Annotated in this window: 16 protein-coding genes; 10 read left to right on the forward strand and 6 right to left on the reverse strand. The window is 73.6% G+C overall.

Translation table 11 applies throughout. The annotated features are described in order from the left end of the window. Positions 1–60: 60 nt before the first annotated feature. The 3 genes from Afe05nite_RS38885 to Afe05nite_RS38895 all read left to right on the forward strand — a co-directional run bounded on the left by Afe05nite_RS38885 (position 61) and on the right by Afe05nite_RS38895 (position 3,217). The gene (locus tag Afe05nite_RS38885) at positions 61–1,434 is read left to right on the forward strand and encodes an extracellular catalytic domain type 1 short-chain-length polyhydroxyalkanoate depolymerase (protein ID WP_203822332.1); all 1,374 of its coding nucleotides are present in this window, start codon (positions 61–63) and stop codon (positions 1,432–1,434) included. Positions 1,435–1,692: 258 nt separating this feature from the next. Next, positions 1,693–2,514 carry a hypothetical protein gene (locus Afe05nite_RS38890; RefSeq protein WP_203822333.1) on the forward strand — a complete coding sequence of 274 codons (822 nt, stop codon included), beginning with the start codon at positions 1,693–1,695 and terminating at the stop codon, positions 2,512–2,514. Positions 2,515–2,566: 52 nt separating this feature from the next. Then, a complete protein-coding gene (locus Afe05nite_RS38895) occupies positions 2,567–3,217 on the forward strand; it encodes a uridine kinase family protein (RefSeq protein ID WP_203822334.1) in 651 nt (216 codons plus the stop codon). Here Afe05nite_RS38895 and Afe05nite_RS38900 read toward each other — a convergent pair. From Afe05nite_RS38900 to Afe05nite_RS38910, 3 genes are read right to left on the reverse strand one after another with little or no spacing between them, the layout of a single operon-like run. After that, positions 3,203–4,303, reverse strand: a complete 1,101-nt coding sequence (locus Afe05nite_RS38900) for a hypothetical protein (RefSeq protein WP_239118534.1) — start codon at positions 4,301–4,303, stop codon at positions 3,203–3,205. The genes Afe05nite_RS38895 and Afe05nite_RS38900 overlap by 15 nt on opposite strands. Beyond that, positions 4,300–5,031 (reverse strand): TIGR03943 family putative permease subunit, encoded by a 732-nt coding sequence (locus Afe05nite_RS38905; protein ID WP_203822335.1) that lies wholly within the window; start codon positions 5,029–5,031, stop codon positions 4,300–4,302. Before Afe05nite_RS38905 ends, Afe05nite_RS38900 begins: the two co-directional genes overlap by 4 nt. Next, positions 5,028–6,071, reverse strand: a complete 1,044-nt coding sequence (locus Afe05nite_RS38910) for a permease (RefSeq protein WP_438869646.1) — start codon at positions 6,069–6,071, stop codon at positions 5,028–5,030. Before Afe05nite_RS38910 ends, Afe05nite_RS38905 begins: the two co-directional genes overlap by 4 nt. Before the next feature lie 124 nt (positions 6,072–6,195). Between Afe05nite_RS38910 and Afe05nite_RS38915 the strand changes: the two genes are divergently transcribed. After that, entirely contained in the window at positions 6,196–7,335 is a 1,140-nt protein-coding gene (locus Afe05nite_RS38915; protein WP_239118535.1) for a YibE/F family protein, read from the forward strand. Here the strand turns inward: Afe05nite_RS38915 and Afe05nite_RS38920 are convergent. Both Afe05nite_RS38920 and Afe05nite_RS38925 read right to left on the reverse strand, forming a co-directional pair. Continuing rightward, complete coding sequence (locus tag Afe05nite_RS38920; protein WP_203822337.1) at positions 7,268–8,425, reverse strand: 4-hydroxybenzoate 3-monooxygenase; 1,158 nt, start codon at positions 8,423–8,425, stop codon at positions 7,268–7,270. The genes Afe05nite_RS38915 and Afe05nite_RS38920 overlap by 68 nt on opposite strands. Before the next feature lie 28 nt (positions 8,426–8,453). Then, complete coding sequence (locus Afe05nite_RS38925; protein ID WP_203822338.1) at positions 8,454–9,209, reverse strand: IclR family transcriptional regulator; 756 nt, start codon at positions 9,207–9,209, stop codon at positions 8,454–8,456. Between the two features lie 67 nt (positions 9,210–9,276). On the opposite strand from Afe05nite_RS38925, the gene pcaH reads away from it, so the two are divergent. The 6 genes from pcaH (at position 9,277) to Afe05nite_RS44340 (ending at position 15,777) form a co-directional block, all read left to right on the forward strand. Continuing rightward, positions 9,277–10,020 carry a protocatechuate 3,4-dioxygenase subunit beta gene (gene pcaH / locus Afe05nite_RS38930; RefSeq protein WP_239118536.1) on the forward strand — a complete coding sequence of 248 codons (744 nt, stop codon included), beginning with the start codon at positions 9,277–9,279 and terminating at the stop codon, positions 10,018–10,020. Next, on the forward strand, positions 10,017–10,571 hold the full coding sequence (pcaG, locus tag Afe05nite_RS38935; protein ID WP_203822339.1) for a protocatechuate 3,4-dioxygenase subunit alpha: 555 nt from the start codon (positions 10,017–10,019) through the stop codon (positions 10,569–10,571). The genes pcaH and pcaG overlap by 4 nt, the downstream gene beginning before the upstream one ends. Continuing rightward, complete coding sequence (locus Afe05nite_RS38940; RefSeq protein WP_239118537.1) at positions 10,568–11,758, forward strand: lyase family protein; 1,191 nt, start codon at positions 10,568–10,570, stop codon at positions 11,756–11,758. Before pcaG ends, Afe05nite_RS38940 begins: the two co-directional genes overlap by 4 nt. Continuing rightward, entirely contained in the window at positions 11,752–12,900 is a 1,149-nt protein-coding gene (pcaDC, locus tag Afe05nite_RS45170; RefSeq protein ID WP_203822340.1) for a bifunctional 3-oxoadipate enol-lactonase/4-carboxymuconolactone decarboxylase PcaDC, read from the forward strand. The genes Afe05nite_RS38940 and pcaDC overlap by 7 nt, the downstream gene beginning before the upstream one ends. A 39-nt stretch (positions 12,901–12,939) precedes the next feature. Further along, positions 12,940–14,178, forward strand: coding sequence for a glycoside hydrolase family 1 protein (locus tag Afe05nite_RS38950; RefSeq protein WP_203822341.1), 1,239 nt, complete (start codon positions 12,940–12,942; stop codon positions 14,176–14,178). Positions 14,179–14,322: 144 nt separating this feature from the next. After that, positions 14,323–15,777, forward strand: a complete 1,455-nt coding sequence (locus Afe05nite_RS44340) for a phosphatase PAP2 family protein (RefSeq protein WP_239118538.1) — start codon at positions 14,323–14,325, stop codon at positions 15,775–15,777. An 81-nt stretch (positions 15,778–15,858) separates the two neighbouring features. On the opposite strand, the gene Afe05nite_RS38960 is transcribed toward Afe05nite_RS44340, so the two are convergent. After that, positions 15,859–17,469 carry an amidohydrolase gene (locus Afe05nite_RS38960; protein WP_203822342.1) on the reverse strand — a complete coding sequence of 537 codons (1,611 nt, stop codon included), beginning with the start codon at positions 17,467–17,469 and terminating at the stop codon, positions 15,859–15,861. Positions 17,470–17,831: the final 362 nt, after the last annotated feature.

Here is a 17,831-nt window from a genome sequence, read left to right on the forward strand (position 1 = left end):
CGGCGGCCGCGGAACTCCCCCGTCCGGTGTTCCGCGGCCCCGCCCAAGTGGAGGACCCAGATGAAGAAACTGCTCGCCGCCTTCGCCGCGGTCGCGGCGATCGTGCTCGGCGTGACGCTCCCGTCCTCGCCGGCCGCCGCCGCCTCGCTCACCGAGGTCACCGGCTTCGGCACCAACCCCACCGGTCTGCGCATGCACCTGTACGTGCCGGACCGGCTCGCCAGCAACCCGGGGCTGCTCGTGGCCGTGCACTACTGCACCGGCTCCGGACCGGCGTTCTACTCCGGCACCGAGTTCGCGTCCCTGGCCAACACGTACGGCTTCATCGTCATCTATCCCTCGACGACCCGGTCCGGTAACTGTTACGACAACTCGTCGGCCGGTGCCCTCAAGCACGACGGCAACAGCGACCCGGTCGGCATCGTCAGCATGGTGCGTTACGTCCAGTCCCGCTACCGCACCGACGTGAACCGCACCTTCGTCACCGGCGCCTCGTCCGGCGGCATGATGACCAACGTCCTGCTCGGCGACTACCCGGACGTCTTCGCGGCGGGCTCGGCGTTCATGGGCGTACCGTTCGGCTGCTTCGCCGCCAGCGCCGGCGACCCGACCAACCCGGCCAACCAGGCCGGCTGGAACAGCACCTGCTCGTCCGGCCAGTCCATCAAGACCCCGGCCCAGTGGGGCGACCTGGTGCGCGCCGCCTACCCGGGGTACACCGGCCGGCGTCCGCGGGTGCAGCTCTTCCACGGGCAGACCGACACCACGCTGGCCTACCCGAACTTCGGGGAAGAGATCAAGCAGTGGACCAACGTGCTGGGGGTGAGCCAGACCCCGGTCTTCACGGACACGCCGCAGTCCGGCTGGACCCGCACCCGCTACGGCACCAACACGGTCCAGGCCCCGGTCGAGGGCATCAGCGTCGCCAACGTCGGCCACTCGCTGCCGCTGGCCGGGCAGGCCCGGATGGCGATCTCCTTCTTCGGCCTCGACACCAACCCGACCACGCCGCCGACGACGCCCCCGACCACCCCGCCCACGACACCGCCGACCACCCCGCCCACGACGCCGCCGACCACCCCGCCCACGACCGGGCCGACCAGCGGGGCGCCGAGCGGCACCTGCAAGGTCGTCAACGCGGTGAGCGCCTGGAACTCCGGCCTGACCAACAACATCACCGTCACCAACACGAGCGGTGCGGCGGTCAACGGTTGGCGCCTGGCCTTCACCCTGCCCGCCGGCCAGGTCATCACCAGCGGCTGGAACGCCACCTACAGCCCGAGTTCCGGCGCGGTGACCGCGACCAACGTCGCCTACAACGGCGGCATCCCGGCCGGTGGCTCGGTGACCTTCGGCTACCAGGCCACCCACACCGGCAACAGCGCCGCCCCCGGCGCTTTCACCCTCAACGGCGGAGCCTGCTCCACCAGCTGACCGGTTCCACCGCCGGTTCAGCACCGGCGTCGCCGCGGGGCTCCGGCTCCGCGGCGACGCCGCGCCGTCGGTCCGGACGCGATACCCGATCATCGATCGACAACAGCCGTCCGGTCGACGACGCCGGCCCGATCCGTCTCGTTGGGCGGGTGACGCGGTCGGCCTGGTGGGCTGGTGGTCGACCGGGCTGGTGGTCGACCGGGTTGGTGGTCGGCCGGGCACACCAGAGCGGTACCGGCCCTCCGCGGAGCCGCGCCCATGACGTACGACCCGTACCGGCCGCCGTCCAGACGGACCGGCGGCAGGCTGCCACCAGTCGTCAGTGGTCACGTCTACGGCAGTGCGCCACTACCGCCGGAACGGGCCCCCGACCCGGAACCGCCTCGGCGGCCTCGGTGGCCGTACGCGGTGCTCGCGGCGGCGCTCCTCGTCCTGGCCGGCGGCACGTGGACGCTCTACAGCCGGAATCTGATCTTCAAGGACTCGGGGATCAAGGCCTGTACGGCCATGCGGGACGGCACGAGTGCCCTGCAGGGCGGACAGCCGAACGCGCGGCGGATGACCGAGCAGCAATACCGGGAACTGCGGGCGGTGTTCGAGGACTCGCGATACGACGACATCCGCCGCCATGGCACCCGGCTGACCGACCTGGTCTGGCAGATGTCCCAGGGCCCCGAGGCCGACGGCACTGCCCTCGGCTATCTGCAGCCGCTCACCGAGCACCTGACCGGTCTGCAGTCGGCCTGTGCGGACCAGGGGGTGTTCGTCACTCTCCAACCGGCCGCCGCCTACACCGGTGAACGCCGGCCGGAGCGGACCGCGGTGGGCCGATGCTCCGACGTCTTCCGCGGCGGCAAGGTGATCGACCAGGGGGCCGGCGCCGGCCGATGCCTCAGCCCGGCCGGCGAGGTCCAGGCCGTGGCGTCCTTCGGCTGCACCGACGGACGCAAGCTCTACGAGTTGGACGCGACAAGCGGTGCAGCCGGGTACGGGTTCTCGGGCTCGACCTTCGAGGAGGTCGACGGCGACCTCGCGGCGGACGCCGGCTACCGCACCGCCGTGCGAAGTTGCCTGGGCTAGCCGCCCGGCCCGATCCGGTGTGCTCGTGGGCGGGGGCGGGTAACGGGCGGGCATGGAGCTCGGGCCGGGAGAGCCGGCGGCTGGTCCCTGGCGGGTGGTGCCGCTGCCGGAGTTCGCCGCGTCGCTGGGCGGCGCGACGGCCGGGCGGCCCCGGATCGTCGCGGTGGACGGCCGGGGCGGGGGTGGCAAGACGGCGCTGGCCGAGCGGCTCCGCCGGGTCCTGCCACGGGCCGCCGTCGTGCACTCCGACGACGTGGCGTGGGGGCACGCGCGATTCGGCTGGGACGATCTGATGATCGACGGGGTGCTGCGGCCGCTGCACGCCGGGCGGCCGGTCGACTTCCGGCCGCCGGGGTGGGATCAGGACTTCCGGGCCGGCCATCTCGAGGTGGCGGCGGGCGCGGCCACCGTGCTCATCGAGGGTGTCGGGGTCTCCCGGCGCAGCCTGGTGCCATGGCTCGACGTGGCGGTGTGGGTGCAGTCCGACTTCGGGGAGGCCCGGCGGCGCGGCATCGAGCGGGACATGGCCGAGTTGGGGCGCACCCCGGACGAGGCGGTCCGGCTGTGGGCCGAGTGGGAGGCCGAGGAGGTGCCGTTCCTGCTGGCGGACAAGCCGTGGGAGCGGGCGCACCTCGTCGTCGGCACCGCCTCGTCGCGGCCGCACGACCCGGCGACCGAAGTGGTCGTCTCAGGCGGTTCGTAGGTCCAGCACGTGCCAGGTGATCTCGTCCTCGGTGCCCCCGGTCGACCACCAGAGCAGGCCGCCGCCGGTGAAGGCGCCGTCCACGGCCGCCGAGATCTCCACGGTGCGGCTGGTCGACGCGTCGTGCACGAGCAGGGTCGTGGTGCCGGTCAGGTCGGCGTCCGGGGCCGGCTCGGCCAGCAGCTCGAACCGGTCCAGGACGGCCACGTCGTCGACGGCGGCGCGGGCCTCGCCGCCCGCTGTGCGCCGCCGGGCCGAGCCGTCCGGGTGCATCAGATCGATGCGGGCCGGCCCGTCGGCGGCCATCACCAGCACCCGGCACCACACCGGCGAACAGGTGGCGGTCTCCGGGCCGGAGGTCACCACCTCGGTGTCGCGCTGTGTCTCGACGTTGCGCAGGCGGCGCTGATTTTCCTCGACCAGCCACGGCCAGGCCGACAACGACCAGTGGCCGATCTCGGTGTGGACCGCCACCGGGCCGCCGGTCAGCGGGATCGAGCGCACCTCGGTGGCGTTGCCGTTCGCCGCCGCCCAGCGGAGAACGCCGCCGGTCACCGCCAGGTCGTACCGGCTGCCGTAGAAGACGGCGGCGCCGGTGTCGGCGGTCAGCAGCCGCGCCGGGCCGGCGGTGCGGGACGCCTGCCAGATCCGCACCTTCGGCCGGTCGTCGGTGGACTCGGTCCAGACGACCGTGTCGCCGGTCGCGGTGAGCGCCGCGAACTGCGGGTCCGAGGCGAGCGGGAAGCGGCGCAGCTCGCGGAAGCCGGTCGCGTCGCGGATGCCGAGGCGCACCGAGCGGGCGTCGGTGGTGGGCGCGGTGCCGATCGCGGTGGTCGTGTCGAGGAACAGCAGCGGGGCGAACAGCGGGCCGTCCGGCAGGGCGGGGTCGAAGTCGGCCTGTTTCGCGTGCGGCCAGGCGGCGGCGAGGGTGAGGTTGCCCGGCGGAGTCGGGCTCGACCGGCCGGGCGGGCCGGTGATCACCAGGGCGCCGGCGGCGACGAGCGCGACGGCCAGGCTGAGCAGCGCGATCCGGCCGGGCCGCCGGGCCGCGCCGACGACCGGCAACCCGGCCGGGGCGGTGGTCACGCGTACGGCTGCTTCGGCTGGGCGATCTCCTGCCAGTTGCGCACCTCGAAGTAGGCCACGTCGACGTCGTTGACCGGGTCCTTGGCGCGTTCGGTGCTGTAGACACCGGTGACCTCGACCCACGTGTTGGCGGCGGCCTCCAGCGGCGGCCGGCCGGTGAGCCCGACCTTGATCGGGCGGCCGTCGGCGGCGCAGCAGGTCAGCACGATGCGGGCCAGCATGGGGGAACCGTCGGCGCCGGGCGTGATGAAGCCGGTCATTCGCAGGGTGCGGCCGGTGAGGCTCCTGCCGTCGTCGAACAGCGCCCGCGACGCGTAGTCGAGCAGACTCAGCGAGGCCGGGTCACCCGCCGGCAGCGGCGGATAGTCCGACTCGGCGGCGGGGGCGGCGACGCTTCCCGACTTGCCCGCCGCGAACGAGCCGAGCGCGGGCGGGGCGACCAGCAGCAGGCCCAGGACCGGCAGGATGAGCAGCCAGCCGACCCGCGGCTCATGCGAGTGACCGTGCCCGTCGTCGGGCTCGGTGCCGGCGGCGGGGGAGGGCGTCCCGGGGGCGCGCAGGGAGTGCCACAGCGTCATCAACCCGGTCGCCACCAGCAGGAGGCCGGCACCGATCAGGAACGGCCGCAGTCCCTCCTTGACGTAGCGCAGGTAGAGGTCGGTCAGGGAGGCGCGCAGGACGGCCCCGCCGAACAGCAACAGGACGACGGCCTGCGTCAGGCGGCTCACAGCAGCACCGCCCCGACGCCCGCGCCGACCAGGATCGCGGCGGCGAACGTGGTGGGGGCGAACCGCACGACGAAGCGCCGGCCGAACGTGCCCGCCTGCATGGCGATCAGCTTGAGGTCCACCATCGGGCCCACCACCAGGAACACCAGCCGGGAGGTGAGCGAGAACTGGGACAGCGACGCGGCCACGAACGCGTCGGCCTCGCTGCAGATCGACAGCAGCACGGCCAGGGTGGCCAGGGCCAGGATGGAGAGCACGTGGTTGTCGGCCACACTCTGCAGCCACGACGCCGGGACGACGACGTTGATCGTGGCGGCCGCGGCCGCGCCCAGCACGAGGTAGCCGCCCGCGTGCATCACGTCGTGCCGGCACGCCGCCCAGAACGCCTGCGCCTTCGACTCGCCGTCGAGGTCGGGGCGGTGCGGCAGGCGGATCCAGTCGGTCCGGCCGATGCGCAACCACAGCCAGCCCATCGCCACCGCGACGACCAGGCTCGCCCCGCCGCGGGCCACCACCATCTCGGGGTTGCCGGGGAAGGCCACCGCGGTCGCGGTCAGCACGATCGGGTTGATCGCGGGGGCGGCGAGCAGGAACGCCAGCGCGGCGGCGGGGGTGACCCCGCGGCGGATCAGCGAGCCGGCGATCGGCACGCTGCCGCACTCGCATCCGGGCAGCACGACGCCGGCGAGCCCGGCGGCGGGCACGGCGAGGGCGGGGTGGCGGGGCAGGGCCCGGGCCCAGAAGGAGCGCGGCACGAACACCGCGATGACGGCGGACAGGACGACACCGAAGACCAGGAACGGTACGGCCTGGACCAGCACCGACACGAACACCGTGGTCCACGTCTGGAGGCGTTCGCCGGCGACCAGCCCGGCCAGCGGGCCGCGGAACACGACGAGCAGGACCAGCGCGGCGGCCAGGATCTCGAGCGAGCCGATCCGGCGTGGCCGGGCGGGCGCCGGCGGGGGTGCCGGCGGAGGCGGGCCGACGGCAGCCGGGGTCCAGTCGATCTCCTCGGCGTCGAGGCGGTTCGCGGTCAAGGTCACTCCAAAAAGCCGGGGCCGCGACCACCATAGCCGCCCCGCCGAGGGCCACCGAAGCCTGCTTGAGCTGTGCATATGTCTACTTGTGAATATGAGCGCACCCGGCTAACGTCGCCGCGTTGTGAGCCACGCCCACGGCGTACCGTCCGCACCCGCCGACCGCCGCACCCGGCGCATCCTCGCCGCGGTGCTGATCCCCGCCGCCGTGGCCACCCTGGTGGCGATGCTGGTGCTGTGGCCGGGCCGGGTCCGGCCGGGGGCCGCCCCGTCCGGCGAGCGGGTGAACGCGACGGTCACCGCGAGCACCGCGACGACGGCGGTGGTGCGACTCGCCGACGGCACCGAGACCACGGTGGACGTGCCGGCCGGACCGGGTGCGCCGGTGATCGGTCCGGGCGCCGCCGTGGTCCTGCTGCGCTCGGCCGGGGTCGGGGGCGGCTACGCGATCGTGGACCGGCAGCGGGCCGGCCCGATGATCTGGCTGCTGCTGGCGACGGTCGCCGCCGTCCTCGCGTTCGGCCGGCGGCTCGGCCTGACCGCCCTGATCGGTCTCGCGGTCAGCTTCGGCGTGCTGCTGCTGTTCATCGTCCCGGCCGTCCTGAGCGGCGAGAACCCGCTGCTGGTGGCGGTGGTCGGGGCGGCGGCGATCATGTTCGCGGCGTTGTACCTGACGCACGGCGTCAACGCCCCCACCTCGGTGGCCATCGCCGGCACGCTGGCCAGCCTGATCGTGACCGGGGTGCTCGGCTACGGGTTCAGCGCCGCCCTGCACCTGACCGGGGTGGCCGGCGACGAGGACGCCTTCCTGGCCGCCACCCGCGGCGGCATCGACATGCGTGGCCTGCTGCTGGCCGGGATCGTGATCGGGGCACTGGGCGTGCTCGACGACGTGACCGTCACGCAGGCGGCCACGGTCGCCGAGCTGGCCGGGCACGGCGACCGGAGCCGGCGCGACATCTACCGGGCGGCCACCCGGGTGGGCCGGGCGCACGTCGCCTCCGCGGTGAACACGCTGGTCCTCGCGTACGCCGGCGCGTCCCTGCCCTTGCTCCTGCTCCTGGCCACCGGCGGCGCGCCGGTGGGCGAGGTGCTGACCGGCCCGCTGCTCGCCCAGGAGATCCTGCGCAGCGCGGTGGGCACGATCGGCCTGGTCGCCTCGGTGCCGATCACCACCGCGCTGGCGGTGCTCGTGATCAGAACCCGATCGGCAGGCCCGCGTAGTTCTCCGCCAGCCCGGTCGCCCCGGCATTCGAGGACGTGACCCAGCTGAGCTGGGACAGCTGCAACCGGGCGTCGAACGGGTCGCCGCTGCTGTGCAGCATCGTCGTCATCCACCAGGAGAAGTGCGTGCACCGCCAGACCCGGCGCAGCGCGTCGTCGGAATAGGCGTCGGCGAGCGCCGGATCGTTGCCGCGCAGCAGGGCGACGAGCGCGGTGCTCAGCAGCGTCACGTCGGCGATCGCCAGGTTGAGGCCCTTGGCGCCGGTCGGTGGCACGATGTGGGCGGCGTCGCCGGCGAGGAAGACCCGCCCGTGCCGCATCGGGGTCTGCACGTAGCTGCGCATCGGCAGCACGCTCTTCTCGGTGATCGGCCCCGGGGTGAGTTTCCAACCGTCCTGGCCGTGGCCGAGCCGGGTCGCCAGCTCCGCCCAGATGCGCTCGTCGGACCAGGACGCCGGGTCGGTGCCGTTCGGGACCTGCAGGTAGAGCCGGCTCACCGTGGGCGAGCGCATCGAGTGCAGGGCGAAGCCGTCGGGGTGCCAGGCGTAGATCAGCTCGTCGGTCGACGGGGCGACGTCGGCCAGGATGCCGAGCCAGGAGTACGGGTAGACCTTCTCGAAGTGCTCGGCCGGCACGGCGGCGCGGGTCGGGCCGAACGACCCGTCGCAGCCCGCGATGACGTCGGCGTCGAGGCGCTGCGGCGGGCCGGACCCGTCGAGGTAGGTGACGAACGGGTGCTCGCCGTCGACGTCGTGCAGGGCGACGTCGGCAACCTCGTACCGGACGTCCGCCGTGCCCGCCGCGACCAGGTCCTTCTGCACCTCGGTCTGGCCGTAGACCCAGACCGAGCGACCGCACAGATCGACGAAGTCGAGGTGGTGCCGCTCGCCGGCGAAGTTGAGGTAGATGCCGCGGTGCTCGTGCCCCTCGGCCCGTAACCGCTCGCCCAGCCCGACCTCGGTCAGCAGGTCGACGCTCGACTGCTCGAGGATGCCGGCCCGGATCCGGGCCGCCACGTATTCCTGGGAGCGGGCCTCGAGGACGACCGATTCGACGCCGCCGCGGGCGAGCAGGTGGGACAGCAACAGGCCCGCCGGGCCGGCGCCGATGATGGCGACCTGGGTTCGCATCGCCCCAGCAAACCCGCGGCGCCGCCGGTCAGGCAAGGCCTTGTTTCCACTGGGCGGAAGTCAGCACCCGGCCGATGCCCTGCGCCGCCACCCGTAGCGCCGCGACCAGGCGGGCACGCTCCCGCCGCAGGTCCGGCACGACGATGCCGAGCGCCGCGACCACCTCGCCGTCCGGCCCGCGCACCGGCACGGCCACCGAGCAGGCCCCCGGGCTCATCTCCTCGCCGGTGGTGGCGAACCCCTCGGCACGCACTCGGCGGAGCTGTTCGAGCAGCCGGGCGGGCTGCGTGACGGTGTACGGGGTGACCCGGTGCAGCCGCTGGAGAACCTCACCCCGCACCGGCTCGGGCGCGTGTGCGAGCAGCACCTTGCCGACCCCGGTCGCGTGCATCGGCAGCCGCGACCCGACCTTGCTGACCACCGGCACCGACGCGTGCCCGGAGATGCGGTCGATGTAGAGCACCTCCAACTCGTCGCGCACCGCCAGATGCACGGTGGCGAGGGTGGCGCCGTAGAGGTCGTGCAGGAACGGCGAGGCCGCCTGGCGCAGGCCGGCCTGCACGGGCGCCAGCAGGCCGAGGTCCCACAGGCGGCGGCCGATCACGTACTCGCCGGTGTCGAGCCGGGCCAGCGCGCCCCAGCGGTGCAGCTCGGCGACCAGCCGGTGGGCGGTGGCCAGCGGCAGGCCGGCCCGCCGGGCCAGGCTGCTCAGGGTGAGCGCCCGGTGCTCCGGGCCGAACGCCCCGAGCAGATCGAGGGCCCGGGACGTGACGCTCGTCGACATGACGGTCCTTCCGGCCAATGGAAGGTAAGTATCGCGCCGGTCGCACGCCGGGCATAGTTTCGACGTCGTGACGACCACCCAGGCGGACATCGACCGCGAGATCCGGGCCGGTCAGTCGGAGGGCCCGCGGGAGCACCAGCCGCGCCTCGACTACCCGCCGTACCGTTCCAGCGTCCTGCGCCACCCCCGGCTGGCGCCGCAGCCGGTCGATCCCGAGGGTGTCGAGCTGTGGGCCCCGGTCTTCGGCGACAAGGACGTGGCGGCGGCCGAGGCCGACCTGACCATCCAGCACGCCGGTGAGCCGCAGGGCGCCCGCATCGTGGTGGCCGGCCGGGTGGTCGACGGCGACGGCCGCCCCGTGGCCCACCAGCTGGTCGAGATCTGGCAGGCCAACGCGGCGGGCCGCTACGCCCACCTGCGGGACCAGCATCCGGCGCCGCTGGACCCGAACTTCACCGGGCAGGGTCGGGTCCTCACCGACGCCGACGGCCGCTACCGGTTCCGGACCATCCAGCCCGGCGCCTATCCGTGGCGCAACCACGTCAACGCGTGGCGGCCGGCGCACATCCACTTCTCGCTGTTCGGCACCGACTTCACCCAGCGGCTCGTCACCCAGATGTACTTCCCGGGCGACCCGCTGTTCGACCTCGACCCGATCTTCCAGTCGGTCACCGACCCGGCGGCGCGGCAGGCGCTGGTCGCCCGGTACGACCACGACCTGACTCTGCCGGAGGACAGCCTCGGCTACCGTTGGGACATCGTGCTCACCGGATCGCACCGCACGCCGCTCGACCCCGAGGAGATCCAGTGAGCGCCGCCCCCGGCCAGACCGTCGGCCCGTTCTTCCACCTGGGCCTGCCTTACGACGGGGACGCGGAACTGGTGCCGCCGGGGCGCACCGGCGCGATCCGCCTGCACGGCACGGTCTACGACGGCGACGGCGTGCCGGTGCCCGACGCGCTCATCGAGATCTGGCAGGCGGCGCCGGACGGCCGCATCCCGCGCGAACCGGGTTCGATCCGCCGCGACGGCTGGACGTTCACCGGCTTCGGCCGGGCCGCCGTCGGCGACGACGGCCACTACACGTTCTCGACCCTCGTGCCGGGCCCGACCGAGCCGGGCAAACCGCCCTTCTTCGCGGTCGCCGTGTTCGCGCGCGGCCTGCTCGACCGGCTCTTCACCCGGGCCTACCTGCCCGCCCCGGAGGGTACGGACGCCCTGCTCGACGCCGTGGCCGCGGACCGCCGGGCGACGCTGATCGCCACCCGTGACGAGACCGGTTACCTCTTCGACATCCACCTGCAGGGACCGCGCGAGACCGTCTTTCTGTCCTTCCCCCGGCACCGCGGGATCTGGGCGTGACCGCAGATCTGCTCTGGCCCGGCGACTCGCGGGCCGGCGTGCTGTTCACCGACGAGGCGATCGTCGCCGCCATGGTGCGGGTGGAGACGGCCTGGCTCGGCGCTCTGCACGCGCACGGCCTGGCCCCGGCCGCCGTGGATCTGCGCGGGCTCGTCGGCCCCGCCGATCTGCCGGGCCTGGCCGAGGCGGCCGAGGGCGGCGGCAATCCGGTCATCCCGCTGGTCAGCCTGCTCCGGGAGCGCCTGCGCCCCCGGGACAGCTCCGCCGCCGAGGCCGTGCACGCCGGGTTGACCAGCCAGGACGTGCTGGACACGGCGATCGTGCTGTGCCTGCGCGACGTCGCCGAGCGGGTCGGGGCCGAGTTGTCCACTCAGATCGACGCGCTCAGCGGGCTGGCCGACCGGCACCGCGGCACCCGGATGGCCGGGCGGACCCTCACCCAGCACGCCATCCCGATCACCTTCGGGCTCAAGGCCGCCACCTGGCTGCAGGCCGTCCTCGACGCCCGCGACACCCTGCACGCCGTCGTCCTGCCGGCCCAGATCGGCGGCGCCGCCGGAAGCCTGGCCGCCCCCACCGCCCTGGCCGGTTCGCCGGAACGCGCCCTCGACCTGGTCACCGTCACCGCCGCCGAGCTCGGCCTGCCGGCCCGCCCGCCCTGGCACACCGCCCGAGCGCCGCTGACCCGGGTCGCCGACGCGCTGGTCACGTGCACCGACGCGTGGGGCCGGATCGCCAACGACGTGCTCGTCGCCACCCGCCCGGAGGTGGGGGAGCTGACCGAGCCGGCGGGCGAGGACCGGGGCGGTTCGTCGGCGATGCCGCAGAAGCAGAACCCGGTGCTCGCCGTCCTGGTCCGGCGGGCCGCGCTGGCCGCCCCGCCGCTGGCCGCCACCATGCACCTGGCCGCCGCCGAGGCGGTCGACGAGCGGCCCGACGGCTCCTGGCACGTCGAGTGGGCGACCCTGCGCACCCTGGCCCGCCGCACCGTGGTGGCCGGTTCGCAGACCGCCGAGCTGCTGACCGGTCTGCGGGTCGACGCCGAACGGATGGCCGGCACCCTCGCCGCGGCCCGCCCCGGGATCGACGCCGAACGCGACAAGGTCGGCGACGAGGGCCCCTACCTGGGCGCGACCGACCGGCTGATCGACGCCGCGCTCGACCGGGCCCGGGAGAAGCCGTGCTGAGCGCCGTCCCGCTCGTCGACAACCCGGGGCGGCCGCTGCTGGTGCTCGGGCCCTCGCTCGGCACCTCGGTGGAGGCGCTCTGGGGGCGGTGCGCGCGGTTGCTGCGCGGCGAGCACCACGTCGTGGGCTGGGAGCTGCCGGGACACGGCAGCGGGGCGCCGGCGACGGCCGGGTTCGGCGTCGCCGGGCTGGCCCGGGCCGTGCTCGATCTCGTCGACCGGCAGTGGCCCGGGGCGGTGTTCCGCTACGCCGGGGACAGCGTCGGCGGCGCGGTCGGGCTCCAACTTCTCCTGGACGCGCCGGAGCGGGTCGAATCGGCGGTGCTGCTGTGCACCGGGGCCAAGATCGGGGAGAGCGGCGGGTGGCGGCAGCGCGCCGAGACCGTCCGCGCCGAGGGCACCCAGGCCGTCGTCGCCGGCTCGATCCAGCGGTGGTTCGGGCCGGGGTTCGTGGAGCGGGCACCGGAGTCGGCGCGGGCGCTGGTCGACGCGTTGCGCGGCGCCGACCCGGAGAGCTACGCGCGGGTCTGTGACGCGCTCGCCACCTTCGACGTGCGGGACCGGCTGGCCGAGATAACCGCTCCGGTGCTGGCCGTGGCCGGGGTCGAGGACCAGCCCACGCCGGCCGAGGGACTCGCGTTCATCGCCGAGCGGGTCCGGCACGGCCGGTTCGTCGCCCTCGACGGGGTCGCCCACCTCGCGCCGGCCGAGCAGCCCGCCACGGTGGCGGCGCTCCTCGACGAGCACTTCGCCCAGGCGGCCGGCGCGCGCACGATCGAGCAGACCCGGGCGGCCGGGATGACCGTGCGCCGGGCGGTCCTCGGCGACGAGCACGTCGACCGGGCCCTGGCCGGGACCACGCCGTTCACCCGGGATTTCCAGGACCTCATCACCGCGTACGCGTGGGGGGAGATCTGGACCCGCCCCGGCCTCGACCGCCGCAGCCGCTCGATGATCACCCTGACCGCGCTGGTGGCTCTCGGCCACCATGACGAGCTCGCCATGCACGTGCGCGCCGCCCGCACCAACGGGCTGAGCGCCGACGAGATCAAGGAAGTGCTGTTGCAGAGCGCGATCTACTGCGGGGTGCCGGCCGCGAACGCCGCGTTCCGCATCGCGCAGCGCGTCCTCGACGAACTCTAGGGGCGGCGCCGCGATGCGCACCGCGGCGATAATGACCGGATGCCGCACACCTTTCCGGCCGGGTTCCTCTGGGGCGTGGCGAGCGCCGGTCATCAGATCGAGGGCGACAACACCACGAGCGACACCTGGTTCGCCGAACACGTGACCCCCACCGTGTTCCGGGAACCGTCCGGCCCGGCCTGCGACGGTTACCGGCGTTGGCGCGACGACGTCGACCTGGCCGCCGGGATGGGCCTGTCGGCATACCGTTTCTCGGTCGAGTGGGCCCGCGCCGAACCGGCCGAGGGCACGTTCGACGACGCCGCCGTCGCCCACTACGAGGCTGTGGCCGACCGCTGCCGGGAGCACGGGATGGCGCCGGTCGTCACCTTCAACCACATGACCTCGCCGCACTGGTTCGCGGCCCGCGGCGGCTGGCTCGACCCGGCCGCGCCGGAGTTGTTCGCCCGCTACTGCGACCGGCTCATGGCGGCGTTCGGCGACCGGATCGCGGTCGCGGTCACCCTCAACGAGCCCAACCTGCCCCACCTGCTGCGGTGGACCGCCGTCCCGGACGCGGTGCGCGAGCTGGAACGCCGGACCCTGCAGGCGGCGAGCACGGCGGCCGGGGTGCCGCGCTACCGGCTCACCAACGTGATGCTCCCGGAGGAGCTGGACGCGATGGGCGACGGCATGGCCGCCGGTCACCGCGCCGCCCGCGCGGCGATCAAGGCCCGCCGGGCCGACCTGCCCGTCGGCTTCTCCCTGGCCGTCGTCGACGACCAGGTGGTCGGGGACGATCCGGCGGTGCGGGACCGCAAACGCGACGAGGTGTACGCGCGGTGGTTCGACCTGGCCCGCGACGACGACTACATCGGCATCCAGAACTACGAGCGGCTCTACTACGACGGCCACGGCGAGGTCGACGAGTTCGGCGCGCCGACCGCCACCGGCGTGCTCGCCGGGGTGGACCCGCGCTCGCTCGGCGAGGCCGCCCGTTACGCCCACGCCATGACCGGCATCCCGGTGCTGGTCACCGAGCACGGCATCAACACCGCCGACGATGCCCGCCGCGCCGAGTTCATCCCGGAGTCGCTGGCCGGCCTGCGGCAGGCGATCGGCGACGGGGTGCCGGTCCAGGGCTACCTCCACTGGACGCTGATGGACAACTTCGAATGGACCCTCGGCTACGGCCCGAAGCTGGGCCTGCACGCCGTCGACCGGCGGACCTTCACGCGAACCCCCAAACCGAGCGCCGCGGCGTACGCCTCGATCGTCCGGGCCAACGCCGTGTCCTGACCGGCACCTTCCCTGAGGGCTCGCTGAGAGCGTGACCCAGGTCTCCGGCAACTTCATTGCTCAGTGGGAAACTTCTGGTCGATGCTGGAGGTCCGACCTGCGGCCCGGAGGGGTGCCCGCCGGTCCCGGCCGGCGGAGGTGCCTGTGAGCGGAGACCGGCTGAGGCGCGCCGCCCGGGAGTTACTGCTGGTCGCGGCGCTGTTCCTGGCGTACAAACTCGGCCGTCTCGTGGTCGAGGGCCACGTCACCGAGGCGTTCACCGACGCCGGGAGCGTGTGGGACCTGGAACGCCTCCTCCACCTGCCCAGCGAGGCCTCCCTGCAGGCCGCCGCGATCCACCACACCTGGTTGATCCGGGCGGCGAACTGCTACTACGCGTACGTCCATTTCCCCGCCACCGCCGCCACCCTGATCTGGCTGTACCTGCGCCGCCCCGAGCTCTACCGCTGGTTCCGCCGCACCTTGGCGTCGCTGACCGCGCTGGCCCTGGTCACCCACGCCCTGTTCCCGCTGGCCCCACCGCGCATGCTCGACCTCGCCGGCCTGCTCGACACCGGCAAGACCTACGGCCCCTCCGTGTACGGGTCACCCACCACCGACACCCTGAGCAACCAGTACGCCGCGATGCCGTCCCTGCACGTCGGCTGGGCCCTGGCCGTCGCGATCGCCCTGGTCGCCGCAACCCGCTCCCGCCTGCGATGGCTGTGGCTCGCCCACCCGATCACCACCCTGCTCGTCGTCGTAGTGACCGGCAACCACTACTGGCTCGACGCCATCGCCGCCGTCGGCTTGCTGTCCCTGGTCCTGGCCGTGGTCACCCCCTTGTCCCGCAGCTCCGTCCCCGCCCCGGCGCTTCCCGCCACCCCCTTCGCCGGTGTGACCGGTGTGACCGAGCCGCCCCCCGCGGCAAGCCCCGCCCTCGCCCGCCCCGACGGCGGCGACCCCGAACCGCAGCCGCTCCCCGCCGCCGCCGCCGTCCACCCGCTGCTGGCCCCGTGCGTACAGCTCGCGACCCTGGTTCCGGGCGCCGCCCTGACCGCGTTCCTCCCCGGCCTGCTCACCGGCACGCCCGCCCCGGCGCCCAGCGCGCCCGCCCCGGCGCCCAGCCGGCCGATCCCGTCCCAGCGCTCCGCCGCGTCGCTCGCCGGCCCGCCGCCGCGAGTAGTCAAGGCCGGCGGCCTGCCGGTCCCGCCCGAGCCCCGCCGCGCCACCGCACCCCCGCACGCCGCAGCCCCGCTTCCGGCAGCCCCGCTTCCGGCGGCCCCGCTCCCGGCAGCCCCGCTTCCGGCTGGTGCGGCCTCCGCCGGCATGGTGGCGGACACCGGCACGCCGCCCGCCCCGGCACCCACTTCGTCGCCGGCGGCTTCGTCGCCGGTCGCCCCGTCGCCGCTCGCCCCGTCGCCGGTCGTCTCGCCGCCGGTCCCGTCACCGACCGACCGGCCCGCCGGTGACTCCCCGGGCCGCCCCGGTGCGCGGAGCTCCGCTTGCCTTCCGCCACGGCAAGCCGCCGCCTCGGCGCCCAGCCGACCACCGTTCCCGGCCGCCGTCACCCGACCCGGCCCGGCCGCCCCGCGATCCCGCACCACCCGGAACCGCTGAGCTGCCTACCGCTCCGCTGAACCGCCGGCCTTTCCGCTGAGGATGGTCTGTCCACCGCTCCGAAGCCGGCGGCACCTGGTCTCAGCCCGCATAGACCACCTTCCCGTCGACCAGCGTCATCGCCACCTTCGCGTCGCCGATCTCCGCCGCCGGCGCGGCGAAGATGTCGCGGTCGAGCACGACCAGATCCGCCCGGAAGCCGGGCCGGACACGGCCCGTGTCGTCCAGGTGGTTCACGAACGCCGACCCGCTCGTGTACGCCGCCACCGCCGTCGCCACATCAAGGGCCTGCTCCGGCAGGAACGGCTCGTAGTCCTCCTCGTGGTGCGCCCGGTTGACCGCCACATGGATGCCCTGCAGCGGATCGGGCGTGCTCACCGGCCAGTCACTGCCACCGGCCAGCCGGGCGCCCGCGCGCTGGAGATCACCGAACGCGTACTGCCGGCCGACCAGTGCCGGATCCAGGAACGGGATCGTCAACTCGTCCATCTGCGGCTCGTGCGAGGCCCAGTAGGGCTGCATGTTCGCCACCGCCCCCAGCTCGGCGAAACGTGGCACGTCGCTCGGGTGCACCACCTGCAGGTGAGCCAGATGCGGCCGGGTGTCGCTCGGCCCGTTCGCCCGGCGCGCCGCCTCGACCGCGTCGAGAGCGTTGCGCACCGCCTGATCACCGAGCGCATGGAAATGCGGCTGAAAACCAAGAGCATCAAGCTTGCTCACGTATGCCGGGAGCTGTTCCGGGTCGATGAAGGACAGCCCGCGGTTGGCCGTCGAGCAACCGCACGAGTCGCGGTATGGCTCGGTCATGGCGGCCGTGAAGTTCTCGGCTATGCCGTCGAGCATCAGCTTCACCGAGTCGCAGCGTAGCCGGCCGACCGTGAACTCGTCGCGCCGGGCGAGCAGATCGTCGATCTGCTCGGCGCCGCGGTCGCGGTCCCACCACAACGCTCCGACGACGGTTGCGGTGAGCGCGCCGGTGCGGGCAGCTTGAAGGTACGCGTCGGAGATGTCGTCGTAGCCGTTGGTCGCGCACATCATCGCGTCCTGCCAGGCGGTGATGCCGAGCGCATGCAGCAGTTGCTGTCCGCGCATCAGCCCGGAGTAACGCTCCTCGGCCGTCAGGAGCGGCACTGCCACCAGATCCATCGCGCCCTCCTGCAGGGCGCCGACCGGCTCCCCGTCGGCGTCCCGGTCGATCCGGCCGGTCGACGGGTCGGGTGTGTCCCGGGTGATGCCGGCCAGCTCGAGGGCGCGGCTGTTGACCCACGCCGCGTGGTGGTCCCGGTTCATCAGGTAGACCGGGCGGTCGCGAACCACCTGGTCGATGAGGGTCTTACTGGGCACGCCACCGGGGAAGCTCTCCATCGACCAGCCGCCGCCGACGATCCACTCGGCCTGCGCGTTGGCGGCGGCGTAGTCGGCGATGCGTCGCAGATATTCGGCCTGGTCGACCGTGCCGGTCAGGTCGCACTGACCCAGCTCGATCCCGCCCATCACCGCATGGACGTGTGCGTCCTGGAAGCCGGGAAGCAGGAGCCGGCCCCGGAGGTCGATCACCTCCGTTGCGGGACCGACGAGGTCTCGGACGTCACCCACCCCCGTGATGCGTCCGGCCTGGACCGCCACCGAGTCCGTCGTCGTCTCGCTGCCGGTGAACAGGGTCCCACCGTGAAAGACCAGGTCAGCGTGCATGTTCGAAACTCCGTTCGGGGGTGCGGTGTGGCGACAACCGAATCATCGCCGGGTCTGGCGGGTCAACCCGTCGGGTGAACCCTGTGGATAACTCGGGGGCCGATTTGGCGCTCGGGAGAACACGCTGTAATGTTCTACGAGCCGCCAGGGAGACGGGCGAGCGAAACGGAGATCTTCGGATCGCCGGAGCGGCCGTCCTGGAGGAACCCCAGAATCGCAACGGAAAATCGTCGCGTCCGTTATCGGACTCGGCCGGTTTGTCGCGCTTCTCTGTGGACTTGAGCTTTTCTTGATGTGATTTCCCGGGAATTTCCGGGGTTTGACGACGAGGTAAAGCGAGAGTAAAGTTGAGCGAGTGCCCC

The organism is Paractinoplanes ferrugineus (assembly GCF_016862195.1).
Classification (GTDB): Bacteria; Actinomycetota; Actinomycetes; order Mycobacteriales; family Micromonosporaceae; genus Actinoplanes; species Actinoplanes ferrugineus.

Coding starts and splice junctions, on each gene's coding strand:
- Afe05nite_RS38885 (WP_203822332.1), top strand. CDS start 61: ATGAAGAAACTGCTCGCCGCCTTCGCCGCGGTCGCGGCGATCGTGCTC.
- Afe05nite_RS38890 (WP_203822333.1), top strand. CDS start 1,693: ATGACGTACGACCCGTACCGGCCGCCGTCCAGACGGACCGGCGGCAGG.
- Afe05nite_RS38895 (WP_203822334.1), top strand. CDS start 2,567: ATGGAGCTCGGGCCGGGAGAGCCGGCGGCTGGTCCCTGGCGGGTGGTG.
- Afe05nite_RS38920 (WP_203822337.1), bottom strand. CDS start 8,425: ATGCGAACCCAGGTCGCCATCATCGGCGCCGGCCCGGCGGGCCTGTTG.
- Afe05nite_RS38925 (WP_203822338.1), bottom strand. CDS start 9,209: ATGTCGACGAGCGTCACGTCCCGGGCCCTCGATCTGCTCGGGGCGTTC.
- Afe05nite_RS38950 (WP_203822341.1), top strand. CDS start 12,940: ATGCCGCACACCTTTCCGGCCGGGTTCCTCTGGGGCGTGGCGAGCGCC.
- Afe05nite_RS38960 (WP_203822342.1), bottom strand. CDS start 17,469: ATGCACGCTGACCTGGTCTTTCACGGTGGGACCCTGTTCACCGGCAGC.